Raw genomic sequence first — 17,712 nt, 5'->3', positions numbered from 1 at the left:
AAATGCCAGATAAGATGATTGAAGAAATTCATTACAACCACCTTAATCTTCCTAATAAATTCATAATTAATAATCAATCGACGAGTAACAGTTACTTGTATCGTGCGGATGGTACAAAACTTCACAAAGCTTACATCTCAAGCTCCAACGGTGTAATGTATGCAACATCCACAGAGTACCTTGACGGGTTTCATTATGCAACCTCCAATGGCAATGAACTGGGAGCGATGTATGCAGAAGCGGGCGGCACGGCTTACGAACCTGAAGCATTTATGCAGATCATACAAGATATGGGCTATCAAAACCAACTGAAATTTGTACCCACAGCAGAAGGCTTTTATGATTTCGAAAATAATGAGTACATTTATCAGTATAAAGATCATTTAGGAAATGTTAGAATGAGCTATAAGAAGGAAGGGAATGATCTCTTGGTTACCGATAGTAATGATTATTATCCTTTTGGAATGAGCTTTATTAGAAATGCAGAGGAGGTGGCTTATTTTGGAACAGGAAGTTATAAGAACTATAAGTACCAAGGACAGGAATTACAGGAAACTGGTTTTTACTCATTTAAGTGGAGAAATTACATGCCCGATGTGGGAAGGTTCTTTAATATTGATCCGCTTGCAGAAAAATATCCAACTTGGGCTCCTTATGTATTTAGTGGTAATAGGGTTGTCGATGCAAGGGAATTGGAGGGTTTAGAACCTCATGTTTTATTTAATACTAGAGAAAATGCTGCTGCAAATTTCGGTAAACAATATAATGGTAAATCGATCAAGCAGAATCAAGAATATATAAGTATTATTTATTCTCGAAAAGTGGAAGGTAAATTATATTATGCTTACAAAAATCCAGTTGGAGGAACTCAAGCTAAAGCAAATGTTACGGTTGATTCTCCCGAAGGAACAAGTGTTGTTGCTGCAGTTCATACACATGGTAAATATTTAGAAGCATTTGCAAATAATGAATTTAGTAAAACAGATATTAATGGGTATGAGCGAGTTAATTTTGATGGATTCGTTATTACACCAGATGGATCTCTAAAATATTATGATGTTAGTTCTAATTCAAAAAAAATTTTAAGAACAGATATGCCAAGCGACCCTAATGATCCCGATAGAAAAAATAATATCCCTCCTAATGAAAATCCTTCTCCATCTTCAGGAGATTATAAACCTGATCTTTTTCCAAGCCTTCAGAAGACTTCGCCTAGTGATAAAAAGCAAGTTGTATTAGATGATGGCCTAAAATCAATAAATGATAAGAAAAAAGAATTTGTTGAACCTAAAATAAATTAATTATGAGACTATATTGTGCAATTTTTTTAATTTTTATTTTATTTGCTTGCAATAAAGTTGATAAATCTATTAGTCTGGATTGTAACGATGAAACAAAAGTAATTGCTATAGCAGAAAGAGAATGGTTGAAAGTATATGGTAAAAGTATATATGAGACAAGGCCTTTTATTGCAGAAAAAGTTAATGATTCTATCTGGAAGGTAAGTGGTACATTAAATAGTGTAACTTATATTAATAACAAAATGGTTCTTACATCTGGAGGAGTACCTTATATAGAAATAAACTCCAAGAACTGTGCGGTAACAAATATTACACATGGAAAATAATAATAAGTAGCCCCTCGCTGCGCAAAGTTTGTAACTTTGAGCGGATAAATAAAACAAAACCCCTCGCAAAATGCGAGGGGTTTTGTTTTACAGATTAGCAAAAGTTTTTCTGGTTTTACAATCCCAAATATAAGTGTCTATCAATCGTAAAGGGTTTGTTTTATAGCGCAGCTACATTTTTATTAAAAAAGTCTTTGAATTTTTTATGGGTGAGCATTTTATCGATGATTTTAAAGACAATGCTTTTATCTTCTTCGTCTAGCTGTTGAATGACCTCCGCGCTCCTGCACGATTGTATCTTGTGGCATAAATTATACAGTCGCAAAAGTGAAGTCATTTTTAACCTAATGACACGTTGTCGGATTATGCCGATGATTCGGATCCGTATTATGACAATCAACATTGTGTCCCGGCGAAATTTTCATGGCTTCGGCTCTTGGAGAAATGTAAGGAATACCCTTCGCTCCCGCACGATTGTATCGTGTGGTAGATAAATAAAAACCCTCGCAACTTGCGAGGGCTTTGTGTTTTATATTTTTAAGTTTAGAAGCTATAATAAAAGCATCGATAGTAGCAAATATGCAAACATCCAACTCTTTTATTTTTTTTAAGTATCAATTCAGAATTCTACTCCGAAAGTTTAAAAACAAACTCATTTCGAGGATCTTTCTTATAAGCATCTTTTTGAGTAACAGGCGAGATACCGAAAAGAGGAGAATAGGTTTTTACTTTTACCGTTTTATTATCCGGATAAAATTCAAGAATTCTCAGCCAACCGTCACCACCGTTGCCATTACGGTGACCTCCGCCTTCACTCTGCATATCAAAAAGCATCTGGTTGACGTTTTTTCCATAATTGTTGGGGTCAACACGGAAACCTTCACCGGAGATATGACCGCTTAGTACCAATTGCATATTCTGAGATGGCTGTATCAGTTTTTCCCAGATCTGTTCGCCGTTGTTAGACTTTGGAAGGGTAATGGTCTTCGATTTTTGAGGCACATTATCTATCAAAAATGGTTCATACATAAACCATGAATTTTTTTTATTGGTTCTCATATCCTTTTCGTTCAGAAAAGCGTGGGTTACCAAAACTGATCGGTGGTTTTTGTATTGAGGCATATCAAGAACTTTTTTTGCCCATTCTAAAGTTTGATTTCTTGGTGCGAACTCCAGGCTGAAAAACAAATAATCCAGACCATTTAAATTTTTAAGCTCTAAAACAGAATTTTCCATACTCGGAGCTCCGGCATCATTAAAAAAGTTTTGAGCTAAATGTTTTTGGTTTAAATTATTAAAATTGGAAGGAAAGAATTCATTATAACGCGAAAATCTTCTGCCTTCGTCATTGATGCTGAAATCATGATTTCCCGTTGCCGCAACATACGGAACTTTTCCATTGAGCCTTCCCAAAATTGACTGCACCGATTTCCATTGATCATCTGCACTTTGGTCTCCGTCATATCCCTGATTCAGAATATTGTTATGTTCCACCAGATCACCGACCTGGCAAACCATTTTAATATTGAGTGAAGAAATGTTATTCTCAATCCACCTTACCATCAGATCCAAAATAGGCTGGTTTTTGTTCCATTTTACGTAATTTTGTGTATCAGGAATGAGAATGATGCTCCATGATTTTTCATGATCTAATGCAGGAGCCTGAAATTTTTCTTGTCCGAATGCTATTGCAAAAACAAACAGCAGTAGCAGCGATATATTCTTTTTCATAATTAATATCCGGGATTTTGTTTTAAAGAAGGGTTTGCATCCATTTCCGATTGTGGGATCGGCCAGTATTCATCTTTGTTTATTCTGTAAACCACTTCCTGAGTTGTAAAATACGTTGAAGCCTTTGAATGATTGTAGATCGGGTTTGCGCTTTCATCAAAACCTGTAATTGCAGCTTTTGTCCAGCTGTTTGCATTACGGTTCAGGTATAAATAGCCGTTCATCACATTATTGGCAATACCCCAACGTCTGATGTCGTACCATCTCAATCCGTCGTTTGCCAATTCTACTTTTCTTTCATAGCGAAGTGCTTTTCTTAATTGAGCCTGAGACATTCCCGTACTTAAAGGCGGCATTTTTGAACGTACTCTAATTTGATTAATCACATCATACACCGAATTATCCAGCTGATTCAATTCAATTTTTGCTTCTGCGTAAATCAACATCAATTCCGGCAATCTGAAAATCCCGACATTTAAATCTGAATTTCCGCTGACTGAGGTAGAATTAAAATCGGCGATGTCAACTACTTTTCTCCACAAATAACCACTGAAAGAACGATAGGCATTCGTAGCATCGGCATTGGCAACCTGTGTTGGTGCTCCGGCTGACCAATAGTTATTCACTTTTGTGAAAGAAGTATTCGGTTCAAATTGATACCCTAAATATCTTGAATGCGGTCGTACGGCGTACATATCAAGACGCGGATCTCTGTTTTTAAAAGGATTGGCTTCATCATATAATGGTGATTCCAATATGGAAAGTCCATCGGTCATTTCATAAGAATCGATAAGATTCTGGGTAGGTCCCCAATAGCAGACTCCTTTTCCTAAACGGGAAGCCGCATAATATTGCTGATTATGCAGATATCCGGGAACATTCATATTGTATTCGGCAACCCAGATCCATTCTTTGCTGCTGGAAAAACCGATATGACCGAAGATATTGCTTGGATCAGGCTCTCCAACAGTATGATCTTTACCTGCATAATTCACAGAAGCATTGAAAGGTGTCAAACTATGAACTCCCGCTGCCAAATCCAAAGCCTGTTTGGAAGTAAGGGCTGCATCTGCATATTTTTTAGAATACAATTCGATTCTGGCTTTTAACAATAAAGCTGCAATACGGGAAGCACGCACATTTCCGAATTGGGATTGCGATACCGGAAGCTGAGGCGCAACTGCTCCAAGTTCATCAATAATAAATTGCTGAATTTCTGTAACAGATGTTCTGGCAACATTAGCATTTTCAAGCGTAACGGCTGATTTTATTAAAGGAACATCACCGTAAAGCTCAATGAGCTGAGAATAAGCGTAAGCACGGATAAATCTGAGTTCAGATCCCAGTTCAGTTTTTTGGGCGGCAGTAATTCCTGAAATTCCATCGAGCTTATCGAGTACCGCGTGGCATCTTGCAATGGTTTTATAATGAATTTCCCATGGTTTTATGGTTAATGCATTAGTCGTCGTAATAGAGCTTGTAATAGGAGAGGTGTAATTGGTTCCCGGTCTTGCATACCCGATGTCTGTAATATTATCCATCACATGCCAGATTGGGGTACTGGCTGCATCAAGCGTGCTTAAATTTCTATACGCAGCAAAAAGTCCCATTTTTCCTTCATCGTAAGAAGCCGGGAAAGTGCCGGATGTTGGTCCGTTGAGCGGTTCTAAATCCATATCAGAGCTTGAGCACGACGTGATTATGAGCAAAAAAAATATTTTTAAAAAGTTTTTCATTTTTTTTAGATTAAAATTTAACATCAATACCGAATGAGATTGTTTTTACCTGTGGATAATAATTTCCGCCACCCAAAGCAACACCGTCGGAACTTGCTGCGTTGTAATTGATTTCCGGGTCGTATCCTTCGTAGAATTTTGTGAATGTCAGAAGGTTTTGTCCGTTCAAATAGATATACATACTCTGCAGAAAAGTATTTTCTATGAAAGATTTAGGCAATTCATACCCGATTTGTACATTTTTTAGACGCATATAGGCTGCGCTTCTCATCCACATCGTTGAATTTTGTGTGTTATTTGTTGAGGTTAAAGAAACACGCGGAAATTGAGCATCGGTATTTTCGGGTGTCCAATAATCGAGTTGCCAAGGTTTCACGGCACTTGAATTTACGGCAGGAATGACATAATGCGAATCCAGATAACCATCAGCTTTTCCAACTCCCTGAATTAATCCGGATAATCTGAATCCTTTCCAGGAAAATCCCATATTAAATCCGTAAGTGTATCTTGGAACGGTACTTCCGATAATGGTTCTGTCGGCATCTGTAATTTTTCCGTCTCCGATCGGGTTTCCGTTTGCATCAAACGCTCCGGCTATATCTTTGTATCTGATGTCTCCGGGTTTTAAAGTTCCAAATTGGGTTGGTCCTGAATCGATCTCCGCCTGATTTTGGTATAAACCATCAGCAATAAATCCATAAATGGAATTTACGGATGAACCGACCTGTTGACGAAGAATTGTTCCGGAAGACTGGCCTTTCATGTCTATAATTTCGTTTTTGACATCCGAAAGATTAAAACCGATATTCATTTTAAAATCTCCCCATTTTTCATTGTACTGCGCACCAATTTCCCAACCTTTGTTGCTAACTGTTGCCGCATTTTGAACCGGGGCTTCCAAACCTGTAAGCTGAGAAGTGTTTAATCTTAAAAGAATTCCGTCTGTTTTTTTATCATAAATATCAAAAGACACATCTAATTTTCTCCATAGAGAAAGATCAACACCAACGCCCGACATGGTAGTTTCTTCCCATTTCAGATTAGGATTAGACATGATTAATTGCTGGATCGTCTGATAAACCACTCCATTCATAGAAGTCCCTCCCAATGATAAAGGCTCTGAAAACGGATAATATGACGAACTGATATTCTGATTTCCCAATTTACCCCAAGATCCTCTGAATTTTAACTGACTGACTGTTCCTCTCAAACCTTCGAAAAAGTTTTCTCTTGAAACCACCCAACCCGCAGAAAATGATGGGAAAAATGCCCATCTGTTTTTACCGATAAACCTTGACGTTCCATCATATCTTACATTGGCTTCAAATAAATATTTTTGATTGTAATTGTAATTTAATCTTCCAAAAGCGGAAACCAACAACCATTCGTATTCTGCTCCTGCATTATCTTTGGTTTCATTATCTGCTCCCGCATCCAGAACTTCGTAATTGTCATAGAGAAAATCTCTTCTGTATCCGGAGAGTATTTTCTCATTATACGTTTCCCTTGATGCTCCTGCGAGAAGCTCAAAACTATGTTTGCTAAAATCTTTTTTTGCATTAGCCTGAAACTGGTAAGTTCCGTAAAACTGTCGTCTTGCGGATTCTGTAAGCTCTGTAAAAGTATTTGCAGCACCCGCTTCAGTTCCGTCTTCGTAATAGGTCGGAACACTTTTTCTGAAAAGATGAATGTTGGTTGTGAGATAGCGTGGAGCAACAAGACCTTTTAAAGTAAGCCATTCTGCAGGTTTATAAGAAACATTCAGATTTCCGATCAATTCTACATTGTTTTGTTTACGGTTTCCACCATTTTCGATAAAACCTACAGGATTGATTTTTACCCAACCGTCGGAATAATTATTCCCATAGTAAATCGGGATATTCGTGGGCATTCTTCCGAGATAATTCCAGATTGTGCCTTCATCGGCAATCTGCTTTCTATCTTTGTTGACGAATGATAAATCCATTCTGATGTTCCATTGATCATTGGGTGTAATATCCATATTATTACGGAAAGTAAACCTGCTAAAATCAGTGTTTTTAATTATTCCATCCTGTTGCAGATAGCCAAATGAGGGTGCAACACTTATAATCCCTGACTTTGCTGATAACGATAAATAATGATCCTGTAGAAATCCGCTGCCCTGAAGAATTGCTTTCTGCCAGTCATAATTATTAGGATCTTTGTTGTATGCCTGCGTAAAGGCATTAATTGCATCGTCACTGTAGATCTTTGTCCCATTATCGTTCATACTTGCATCATTAAAAACTTTCATGTAGGTAAGACCGTCTGTAACTTTGGGTATGGCAGTAGCCATTTGCCATCCCGAGTACATTCTATATTGTGCGGAAAGTTGATCGCCCTTTGCTCGTTTTGTTGTAACGAGAATTACTCCGCTTGCTGCTCTTGAACCATATATTGCAGAAGAAGCGGCATCTTTCAGCACGGAAATAGATTCAATCATATTAGCGTCAACATCATTGATATTTCCTGCAACACCATCAATAATCACCAAAGGATTGCTGTCTGAACCTCCAAAACTATTGATTCCTCGGATTCTGATATTTCCTGCATCGCCGCCCGGAGCACCTGTTTGTGTAGTCACCGTAACACCCGGTGCAAGTCCCTGTAAAGCATTACCTGCTGAAACTATAGGCTGTCCTTCTGCGACAGAACCTTTTACAACGGCTACCGAACCTGTGATAATCGATTTTTTTTGAGTTCCGTACCCGACAATCACAACTTCGTCTATTTTTTTCTCCTGTTGGCTTACCGTATCTTTTTTAGTTTCTAAATCATTTTTAACAAACGAATTTTTAGAAACCAGCTTTCGTAAACTTACCGTGTTGTTCTGAATCTGATAGTCTAAAGGAACATTCTTCTTCAGATAATCTAAACTTTGTTGTAATGATGAATAATTGATTTTGCTTTCATCCACCCAAATGTTTTTAAAATCTGAGGCAGAATAAAAGAATTTTGTTTTGGTAGATTTTTCTAATTTTTTAAGTATTTTAACTAATGATTCCTGCCTCTGATTGTTGCTTACAGGTGTATTTACCTGAGTTTGGGCAGAATTGAGCGCAGGTATTCCCATTGCCATGAGTAAAGCAATAGAAATTGCAGTTTTTTTCATAAATTTGATGAATTAATTTATTATTCTTTAGCGAGTATTTTGAATTAATTACAGCACTGATAACGCCACATTATTGGTGCTTTTTTATTTTTAATCTAGGATTATTTCAGTTTCATTTTTAAAAGTAGTTTTTAGGTTGAACGGATAATTTATGATGGAAAGAATTTCATTCAGATTTCCGGAGAACGATCCTGAAACCTGGTTCTTAGCAATTGTATTGGGATATTTTATTTCTACACCGTATGTATTTTCTATTACATTAATAGCATCTTCGAAAGTTGCATTTTCAAAAGTAAAAGGTCTTGCCACGCTCGTTGCATAATAATGCAAATCACTACTTGTCGGGGAAGTACTCCAGTTTTCATGAGGGAGAAGATAGGTAAGCTTACCGTTGTGGTTAATTTTCACTTTTCCTTCAAGCAGTTGTACTTTTTTCTCTTCGGTGGTTTGGTCTACCAAAAATTTTGTTCCCAAAACTTCAACATTAAAATCACCGGCATTCACAATGAAAGGTTTAGATTTATCTTTTTCAACCGAGAAAAAACCTTTTCCTTCGAGTGTTACATTTCGGTATTTTTTCCCAAAATCTTTATCTAAAGACAATTTGCTGTGAGGTTCGAGGGTAATCATGCTGTTATCAGGTAATCTGAAAGTTTTAGGAACTTCATTCGTCTGCATAGTAATTTCCGGTACGACTTTTTTCGTTTCGTTTAATGCAAAATCTTTATAAAAAAACATAATTCCGAATAAAGGCACTAAAACAGCTGCAGCGATCCAATAGAATTTTTGTCTGTGAGTTCGCTTAATTCTGCTTTCAATTCCCCTCCAGATTCTGGAATCGGTTACGGAATCTATTTCCTGTTTTTCTTCGGAAACGGTCTTCCAAATTTTCTCAAAGTGTTTTTGCTCATCTTTCATACATTTATAATTACGCAGCTACATAAAAATATCCACCCCGAAGAGATGGATTTAATAATTTGTTTACAGTGCTTAATATTTGGTTAAAACAGATTCAGGTTTGCCTTGATGTACCGGATGACTTTATTAACCTGCTTTTCTACGGCTGTTTTCGAGATTTTGTTTTCTTTTGCGATCTGAGAATAGCTTATTTTATCCAGCTTATTTAGGTAAAAAAAAGATCTGCTTCTTTCGGGAAGGTCTTCAAGAAGATTATGTATTTTTCGAAGTTGTTCTTCTTTAAATTCATGATCGGTTTTTTCGGTATCGGCTTCATCTTTTATCAGGCTTTCATCCGAGAAAGTGAAAAGCATTTTATTTTTCCTGTAAAAATTAGCGACTTCCTGTTGAGCTGTTTTGAAGATAATAGATTCTAAAGTTTGAGCGTTTTCAAGAGAGGAAGAATGTTTCCAGAGATGCACAAAAACCTCCTGAACAACATCTTCTACGTCTTCAATATTCGAGATAAACTTCCGTACAAAAAAGTACACCTGGTGTTTGTACTCTAAATATATTTCTTTAAAATAATCCATTATAAAGAACCACATTGTTTCAATGCAGGCAAAAATAATCAATTCGAAGCAGGCCAATATCAAGTATATATTAAATTTAAGACTGATGGATTTTCTTATCACTTTCTTCAGTAAATACAAATTATTATTCTTCTTTTTTGTATTATTACAAATTAATGAAATGACTTTTAAAATTGTTTCAGATGAAGAAATTCGTAAGGCTGAACTTCAATTAGATTTAAACGAACTAAAAATTACAGGAGCAGGACATTAATTTTATTTAAAAAAACATGAATACAGATTCCCATTACAAGCTAAAACACTTCATTCCGTGGACGCGAACTAAAATCTACAAAATGCTTGTTTTAAGCACAATTCCTACTCTTATTTTTTACTTTTTTGGCTGGACTTGGCTTGCAATTCCCTGGGTTCCCGTAGCATTATTGGGTACAGCGACAGCCTTTATCTCCGGTTTTAAAAATACTCAAACCTATAACAGAACATGGGAAGCAAGACAAATTTATGGTGCAATAATCAATAGCAGTCGTGCTTTAGGAATTATGGTGAAAGATTTTGTAAGATCTGGCGATAAAGCAAAAGAATCTGAGCTTCATAAAGAAATTATCTACAGACATTTTGCGTGGCTTACTGCAATGAGGTTTCAGCTAAGGGAAACGAAAAGCTGGGAAAATGTGAAAACCAGAAGCTATTACAAAGAATATCTGCAGTATTATAAAGTCCCGGAGTGGGAGACTAAGCTTTCTGATGAGCTTAAACCTTTTCTTTCTCAAGAAGAATTGAAGTATATCTTAACGACAAAAAACAGAGCAACACAGATTCTTGCCTCTCAGTCTGACCATTTAAGAAAACTGAATGAAGAAGGTTCGATCTCAGACTATAATTATGTGGCATTAGAAAACCAGCTGAAAGATTTGTACGATCAGCAAGGGAAATGTGAAAGAATAAAAAACTTTCCTTATCCGAGACAGTTTACGAGCGTTAATTTGTACTTTACCAATATGCTTTGCTTTTTACTTCCTTTGGGTTTTATCGGTGAGTTTGCAAAGATGACAGAGAAGTTTGGAGAGCATATTATCTGGTTTGCGATTCCGTTCAGTGTTTTTATAGGGTGGGTTTTTCTTGTTTTGGAGCAAATCGGGGAGAGTTCAGAAAATCCTTTTGAAGGAAACCCGAATGATATTCCGATTACGCAGATCAGCAGAAATATTGAGATTGATCTTCGGGAAATGCTTGGTGAAACGGATCTTCCGCCTGCATTACAACCGGTCAACAACATTTTGATGTAGCGAAATTTAAAAATTGTATTTGAATTTGCAGTTTATTAATCAAAACTGAATAAGTTTCGTGAAAATAATAGAATTGATAATCTGTAATTTATAATTATTTTGAATAAAATTCATACTTAAAGTTTGCAGATATTGAAAAAAGCTATATATTTGCAACCACAATAATCGAGGGTAATACTTCAGAATATTGTGAAAAGATCCGGTAGTTCAGCTGGTTAGAATGCCGCCCTGTCACGGCGGAGGTCGCGGGTTCGAGTCCCGTCCGGATCGCAAAAGTTTTACAATTTTAACTTTAATAAAATTGATCCGGTAGTTCAGCTGGTTAGAATGCCGCCCTGTCACGGCGGAGGTCGCGGGTTCGAGTCCCGTCCGGATCGCAACTATTAGGTAATGGTTCAGATATGGAGTTTTTAATTAACTTCATTGATAATCAACACTATCTTGATATAAAATAAAAAAAACGATGTATTATAATATATCGTTTTTTATTTTTGCCGACTAAAAAAGCAAAAATAGCGATTCCAGCATATGCTTTATCGTACCTGATGGTGCAGATGTGGAGTTGTTACTTTTCTTTTAATATTATGAATAAACGTCGGAACAAATGTATTTACTGCAATTACAGCTACTGTATCAAGGCAGGAATAACTTCACAAAATAAACAACGCTATCAGTGTAAAAGATGCAGGAAAAAGTTCATTATGAACTATTCTTACAATGCATATCATAAGGGCACTAATCATAATATTCAACAACTGATAAAAGAGGGAGTTGGAATTAATAGCATTAGTAGATTACTTAACATCAGTAAAACAACTGTACTTAAAAAGATATTAATAATCGCTTCAGCTGTAGTTAAGCCACCTATCCCCAAAGGTATTACAATCGAAATAGACGAATTAAAAACGTATACTAAAAGTAAAACTAATGAACGTTGGGTTGTTGCAGCGTATTGTAGGGAGACAAAGAAAGTAATTGACTATAAGGTTGGGAGAAGAACAACTAAGACTCTGCAATGTATTATAGATACTTTACTTTTTGCAAATCCAAAAAAGATTTATAGTGATCGCTTGAATATTTATCCTAAATTGATTCCTAAGCATCTTCACAGTACTAAACGGAGAGAGACAAATCATATTGAACGAAAATTCCTTGACCTACGAACTCATATAAAGAGATTAGGAAGGAAGAGTATTAATGGTGCTCAAAAAGATAAATATACATATGCGATATTGAGGATTTATTTCTGGGGAATTTCTCCCATTGAAAATAAGCAATCTAAGAGTTTGTTTTATTAAAGTTATGTAAGGGCTATTTATTAAATTTTAACTATTTAAATCCTTCTCTTTTTAATTTATATTTTGTTGCTATACTGTTTGTTAAAATTAAACTAGTGCATTAAAGTATACTTTCATCACTTTTTTTATAAAATTCCTTGTTTTTTTTAAAATATTATTTTCAGGAATGATATGAGATTTTCATAAAAATTATATTTTTTTTATCAGTTATTCGTATTTTTGAGAAGAACCAATTTTTCAGTATTTAGATTCTAATATAATTTATGGCAACACTGATAACTGGTATTTACATACAGAATAATGATTATGGAAAAAGACCAAATTTTTATCAGTCATGCAACATCTCCTCAAGATAACGAATTTTCAATTTGGCTGGCTTCCCGTTTGGAAATACTAGGTTATAAAGTGTGGCTTGATAAAGAGATTTTATTAGGAGGCGAGCGCTTTTGGCCAACAATTCAAAAAGCAATAAATGCTTCGGTAAAAATTCTCTTTATTTACTCTAAAAATGTTATTACTGATGAAGGAGTTCTAAGAGAAGGAATCGAAAACGAATTAGAGTATGGTAAAAGTATTGCAACAGAAAATAAATTAAATGATTTTATTATACCACTACAAATTGATGATTCCAAATATAACCTTGCAATTGGAATACCTAATATAAATCAAATTTCCTTTATTGAAAATTGGGCAGACGGACTTAAACAATTAAAAAAGAAATTAGAAAAAGATAATGTCGCACAAGTATTTGATTCTACTCAGTCAGTAATGTCGGAATGGTATGAGAATGAATATATTTCTAATTGCAAAATTGTAGAAAAAAAAGAATTATTTTATACCTCATGGTGGTCTGTTAAAGATATGCCCAATATATTATACATGTATCAATTTATTAATAGGGATCAAGCAACAGAGGTTAAAAAAAATAATCCAAATATTTCAATAAGTCAAATAGCTAATGTTCTTTCCTGTTTTGATGATAACCTTAATATTAAGGTCGGTAGAGATGATGATGAATTTGAAATTTACCCTGATAAAAAATTCAAATTTACTTCTGATCAAATATTATTTGGATTTGAATCAAATACATTTCCACAACATCGAGAAGTCGAAAATCATTTTAAACGACTACTAACTATAATAATTCATAATATTTTTAGAACGAAAGGTCTTAGACGTTATGAGATGTCTAATAAACGCTTTGCATATTATTTACCAATTTATGATAAAATTCAGAAAATAAAATTTACTTATCCTTATTCTTCAAATTCAATAAAATCCAAATCGAAAACCATACTGGGAAAATATGAGGATATAGGAAACTGGCATTATGCTGTTTCTGTTCAGCCCATGATATTTCCATTTGTAGGATTTAGCATTAAATCTCATTTGTTATTTAGTAGCGATGGATTTGTGATTATTCCGGATGATAAAAAACAACATTCATACAGGAGAAAAAAAGGTAAAAGATTTTTTAATGAAGAATGGAGAGATATGTATTTAGCTTTTATTGCCAGGCTCGTCGATCATGAAGGAAGTATAAAAATATCTGTAAACAAAGATGAACAGATATTTGAAATGAAAAATTGGCCGGAGGCATTTTGGAGTGAAGTAGGTTATAATGATCCTAAATCCGTTATGGATATCGACAAGGTAGAAAATTACAGAGAAGAAAACGAAGAAGTAACAGAACAGAATGATTGAACCAATACTTACATATATCTCTGAACCATTGTTGAATTTTGGTAATGGTCAGACAGCAATTGATCCAAGAGACGGATTAATGTTATTTGGTCCTTTTGATAAGCGAAAAGTTAAAGGCAGTAAAAACATTGGAATCATTGGACCTGAAAAATTGCGAGGCAAAATGAAAGAGTATTTGAAAAAAATACATTCACCAATAATAAATTATGATAGAACTATTGCAAGACCAAATTTTCCGGGACTAGAGACAATTTTTGGAATTTCTGTAAATTTTGACAACATCATAGAAATTAATGTTGACGAAAATGAAATCAAAAATTTTCTGAAATATACAGATGCTCACCAGAGAGTCCATAATTTAGTAAATCTATATGTAGAACCTCTATTAAAATATAGTGAAAATGAGGAAATGCCTGTTGATGTTTGGTTTGTTGTGATACCTGAAGACATCTTTATTTATGGGAGACCAAAGTCTCGTATTCCAAAATCTGAAGAAAATGTAACTATAAGCCTGAATAAATCTGAAAGAAATCCTACTATGGAAGATTTATTTTTTCAGGAAGAAAATGATTTGCTAAGAGAAGCATATAAGTTTGAGGTTAATTTTCATAACCAATTAAAAGCAAAAATTCTTAATGCTAAAATTGTTACACAGATTATAAGAGAAAGTAAAATTGCATATGAAGATATTTTTACTCCTAAACAAGTAGAGGAAGAATTTAAATTTGAAACAGCAAAAGCATGGAATATTTCAAATTCACTTTACTATAAATTGGGCGGATTACCGTGGAAATTATCAGATGTTCGTTCTGGAGTCTGTTATTTGGGATTGGTATATAAGAAAACAGAGACAGATACAAAGAATAAAAATGCCTGTTGTGCGGCTCAAATGTTTTTGGATTCAGGTGATGGAATGGTTTTTAGAGGGAATGTTGGTCCTTGGTGGAATCCGACTACTGGTGAGTTTCATTTATCCAAAGAAGATGCAACCGAAATTGTAAATCAATCTTTAGAAGCATATAAAGACCGATTTGGAAACTATCCAAATGAAATTTTCATCCATGCAAGAACTTTTTTTGATGATGATGAATGGTCAGGATTTGATGAAGCTGTGGAAGGAAAATCAAAAATTATAGGAATAAGAATTAGAGAAGGTAATAATTTTAAGTTATATCGCCAACTTTCTTATTGCGTTCCTAGAGGAACAGTGATGATATATGATGATTATAAAGCATTTCTTTGGACAAAGGGATTTATACCCCGATTTAAAACACAAATAGGTTTGGAAACACCTAACCCAATAGAAGTTTCGATTACAAGAGGGGAATCTGATATCGAAATTGTATGTAAAGATATTTTAAGTTTGACAAAACTAAATTACAACGCTTGTATTTATGGAGATGGTGTACCTGTAACTCTAAAGTTTGCAGACTCCATAGGTGAAATATTAACTGCTGGAAAAGATATTAAAACTGGAGTTTTACCATTTAAACATTATATATAGAATTCTAGTATTTAAAGGAGAAAAAGATTGAAGATGTTATAAGTCGATCAATAATACAAACCATTGGGTAAATTGAATAATAAATAAAAACTAATCATGTTGAAAGCAATAAAAAAATATATTTTTGGTTATGACATTTTTATCTCTTATTCGAGAAAAGACAGCCTAGGTTATGCATATTCAGTTGCAAAATACTTCATGAAAAAAGGGTTTAATTGTTATATTGATCAACTATCGAATATTACCCCCGGCACACAATTACCTTTAAATATTAAGAATGCAATAGAAAGATCAACCGCATTTATATTGATAGGAAGTGTTGGAGCTCAAAATTCCGAAGCTATAGAGCAGGAAATAAAATTATTTTTGACGAATAGCAGAAATAAACCTCTAATACCAATTACAATTGATGGGGCAATTAATTCAAATGCAAGATGGTATGAAAATATTATTGGATTGGCCTTAGTAAATGAAACGTTAAAAAATTTACAAAAATCAGAACCGACACAAGATGTGTTTGATAGAATTGAAAATGCATTAAATTTTACAAAGAAAAGTAAGCAACTTAGAATTATATCATTATTGATAGTAGTAATGATAGTATTAATTACTAGTGCTGCAACTTACTACACTTTTTCAGCAATACAAACTGCCCAAATTGCTGAATCAAAAAAAATAACTGCTGATATACTAAAAAATAGAGCTATTAATCAAAAAAAATTAGCAACAACGCAAATGTTACAAGCTAATAAAACAAGAGATTTATTTGAATTACAAAAAAAAATAGCATTAAAGGATAAAAATAATGCGGAAATTCAAAAAAATATCTCGGATAAAATTGCGAAAGCTAACTCTTTAGCCAGTTCTTCTTCGAATGCTTTGGATAGTGATCCTACAAGAAGTTTTATAATTGCAAATGAAGCAATCAAAATATTCCCTACAGATGAGGCACATAATGCTCTATTTAAAGCTTACATATTTGCGCCATTCTATAAAACTATTCCTGGATCATTTGTTAAAATATATCCAAATGGAAAAAATATTGCTGTCATGGATAATTTTGGAGTTATTAGTATATATGATTGGCAGGCAAATAAAAGTAAATTAAAATATAAATTAAAGTATGGCTTTGACCCACAAAGCTATGATTGGCAAATAAGTGATGATAACTCTAATATAATTATAAATAGTAAGAACTCATCAGTGCCTTATGAAATAATAAATTTAGCTACTGGTAATCACAGAATCCTAAATAAACTAATTCCAGATAAGACAGAGAAAATATTAAGAATATCAAATGATGGAAAAAAACTTGTTACATTGAAAAAAGATAGAGTAATATTTTACAATATTAATAACACTTCAATAGTAAAAGAAAAAGAGATGTCTAATCTTTATTTGAATCCTGAAAATATATTGTTTGCGCCAGATAATAAGATTATTGCAATGTGGAACAAAAGTACCATTTTAGTACAAAATTATCAATCACAAAAAAAAATTTTATATAAACCCTTTCAAGAAAATATTACTGAGGTAGTTTTTTCGGAAAACAATGATTTTGATAGGTTATATAGTCACTCTATTTATTTTTCATCAAAAAAAGGAGACTACTTATTTAATTTTGATCCCAGAGTTAATTCAATAGATTCAATTGATCTTCGCGAAATAGTAGGTGAAAGAAGTTCTGTGAATAGAGGAATTGAAAAAATTCTTTTTTCAAAGAAAACAGATGATTATCTTATCACTCAATATTACAGTACAACTCCAATCGTTGGATCAATAAATAATTTGTTTCCGGAATATTCATTAATGGGTGGACATAGCTCTGATATTTTATGTGGTGCATTTTCAAATGATGGGAAATGGGTATTGACTGGAGGTGAGGATAATGTGGCTATTATTTGGCAAAAGAAAAAAATAAGACATATTTTGAAAGGTCATTTTCAGCCAATTATTCAGGTTGTAATTTCTGATGATAAAAAGAAAGCATTGTCTGTAGGGTATAATGAAAATATTAAAATTTGGAATTTAGATATACAAGATAATAGAGCTTATAAAGACAATATTGATAAGGTATTTTACAATCAGAAAACTGGAACATATTTCGTGGAAAATGTTAACACATATTTGACTCCTAAACAAATTATGAAATATTTAAATTAGGATTTTATAATATTTACTATATACTTTACAAAAATATTCC

Annotated in this window: 14 protein-coding genes and 2 tRNA genes; 10 read left to right on the top strand and 6 right to left on the bottom strand. The window is 33.9% G+C overall.

Annotated features, from left to right (window positions below; all coding sequences use genetic code 11):
• A partial coding sequence (locus tag BM371_RS19905) for a DUF4329 domain-containing protein (RefSeq protein ID WP_074958898.1) occupies positions 1 to 1,301 on the top strand: 1,301 nt, incomplete at its 5' end.
• A 2-nt stretch (positions 1,302 to 1,303) separates the two neighbouring features.
• Positions 1,304 to 1,627 (top strand): NTF2 fold immunity protein, encoded by a 324-nt coding sequence (locus tag BM371_RS19900; protein WP_034679781.1) that lies wholly within the window; start codon positions 1,304 to 1,306, stop codon positions 1,625 to 1,627.
• A 344-nt stretch (positions 1,628 to 1,971) separates the two neighbouring features.
• On the opposite strand, the gene BM371_RS20470 is transcribed toward BM371_RS19900, so the two are convergent.
• The 6 genes from BM371_RS20470 to BM371_RS19870 form a co-directional block, all read right to left on the bottom strand.
• Complete coding sequence (locus BM371_RS20470; RefSeq protein WP_131431028.1) at positions 1,972 to 2,220, bottom strand: hypothetical protein; 249 nt, start codon at positions 2,218 to 2,220, stop codon at positions 1,972 to 1,974.
• A gap of 34 nt (positions 2,221 to 2,254) precedes the next feature.
• Positions 2,255 to 3,358: a metallophosphoesterase gene (locus BM371_RS19890; RefSeq protein ID WP_034679779.1), complete on the bottom strand. Its 1,104-nt coding sequence runs from the start codon at positions 3,356 to 3,358 to the stop codon at positions 2,255 to 2,257.
• Between the two features lie 2 nt (positions 3,359 to 3,360).
• The gene (locus tag BM371_RS19885) at positions 3,361 to 5,034 is read right to left on the bottom strand and encodes a RagB/SusD family nutrient uptake outer membrane protein (RefSeq protein WP_081874604.1); all 1,674 of its coding nucleotides are present in this window, start codon (positions 5,032 to 5,034) and stop codon (positions 3,361 to 3,363) included.
• Between the two features lie 70 nt (positions 5,035 to 5,104).
• Positions 5,105 to 8,227 (bottom strand): SusC/RagA family TonB-linked outer membrane protein, encoded by a 3,123-nt coding sequence (locus BM371_RS19880; RefSeq protein ID WP_051883097.1) that lies wholly within the window; start codon positions 8,225 to 8,227, stop codon positions 5,105 to 5,107.
• Positions 8,228 to 8,317: 90 nt separating this feature from the next.
• Positions 8,318 to 9,145, bottom strand: a complete 828-nt coding sequence (locus BM371_RS19875) for a FecR family protein (protein ID WP_051883095.1) — start codon at positions 9,143 to 9,145, stop codon at positions 8,318 to 8,320.
• 83 nt (positions 9,146 to 9,228) lie between these two features.
• Complete coding sequence (locus BM371_RS19870; protein WP_034679776.1) at positions 9,229 to 9,717, bottom strand: RNA polymerase sigma factor; 489 nt, start codon at positions 9,715 to 9,717, stop codon at positions 9,229 to 9,231.
• Between the two features lie 22 nt (positions 9,718 to 9,739).
• Between BM371_RS19870 and BM371_RS19865 the strand changes: the two genes are divergently transcribed.
• The 8 genes from BM371_RS19865 (at position 9,740) to BM371_RS19830 (ending at position 17,672) form a co-directional block, all read left to right on the top strand.
• The gene (locus BM371_RS19865; protein ID WP_034679773.1) at positions 9,740 to 9,970 is read left to right on the top strand and encodes a hypothetical protein; all 231 of its coding nucleotides are present in this window, start codon (positions 9,740 to 9,742) and stop codon (positions 9,968 to 9,970) included.
• Between the two features lie 16 nt (positions 9,971 to 9,986).
• A complete protein-coding gene (locus tag BM371_RS19860; RefSeq protein WP_034679770.1) occupies positions 9,987 to 11,003 on the top strand; it encodes a bestrophin family protein in 1,017 nt (338 codons plus the stop codon).
• Between the two features lie 196 nt (positions 11,004 to 11,199).
• Positions 11,200 to 11,273 (top strand) — tRNA-Asp (locus tag BM371_RS19855).
• 33 nt (positions 11,274 to 11,306) lie between these two features.
• Positions 11,307 to 11,380 (top strand) — tRNA-Asp (locus tag BM371_RS19850).
• A gap of 168 nt (positions 11,381 to 11,548) precedes the next feature.
• Positions 11,549 to 12,301 carry an IS1 family transposase gene (locus BM371_RS19845; RefSeq protein WP_316931489.1) on the top strand — a complete coding sequence of 251 codons (753 nt, stop codon included), beginning with the start codon at positions 11,549 to 11,551 and terminating at the stop codon, positions 12,299 to 12,301.
• Positions 12,302 to 12,607: 306 nt separating this feature from the next.
• On the top strand, positions 12,608 to 14,005 hold the full coding sequence (locus tag BM371_RS19840; protein WP_034679768.1) for a toll/interleukin-1 receptor domain-containing protein: 1,398 nt from the start codon (positions 12,608 to 12,610) through the stop codon (positions 14,003 to 14,005).
• Positions 13,998 to 15,509 (top strand): argonaute/piwi family protein, encoded by a 1,512-nt coding sequence (locus BM371_RS19835; protein ID WP_034679766.1) that lies wholly within the window; start codon positions 13,998 to 14,000, stop codon positions 15,507 to 15,509. The genes BM371_RS19840 and BM371_RS19835 overlap by 8 nt, the downstream gene beginning before the upstream one ends.
• 96 nt (positions 15,510 to 15,605) lie before the next feature.
• The gene (locus tag BM371_RS19830; RefSeq protein WP_034679764.1) at positions 15,606 to 17,672 is read left to right on the top strand and encodes a TIR domain-containing protein; all 2,067 of its coding nucleotides are present in this window, start codon (positions 15,606 to 15,608) and stop codon (positions 17,670 to 17,672) included.
• Positions 17,673 to 17,712 lie beyond the last annotated feature (40 nt).

Origin of the sequence: Chryseobacterium formosense (assembly GCF_900116415.1) — a bacterium.
Taxonomy (GTDB): domain Bacteria; phylum Bacteroidota; class Bacteroidia; order Flavobacteriales; family Weeksellaceae; genus Chryseobacterium; species Chryseobacterium formosense.
The sequence above is the reverse complement of the archived record's forward strand: the minus strand, read 5'-3'. Positions and strand labels throughout refer to the sequence as shown.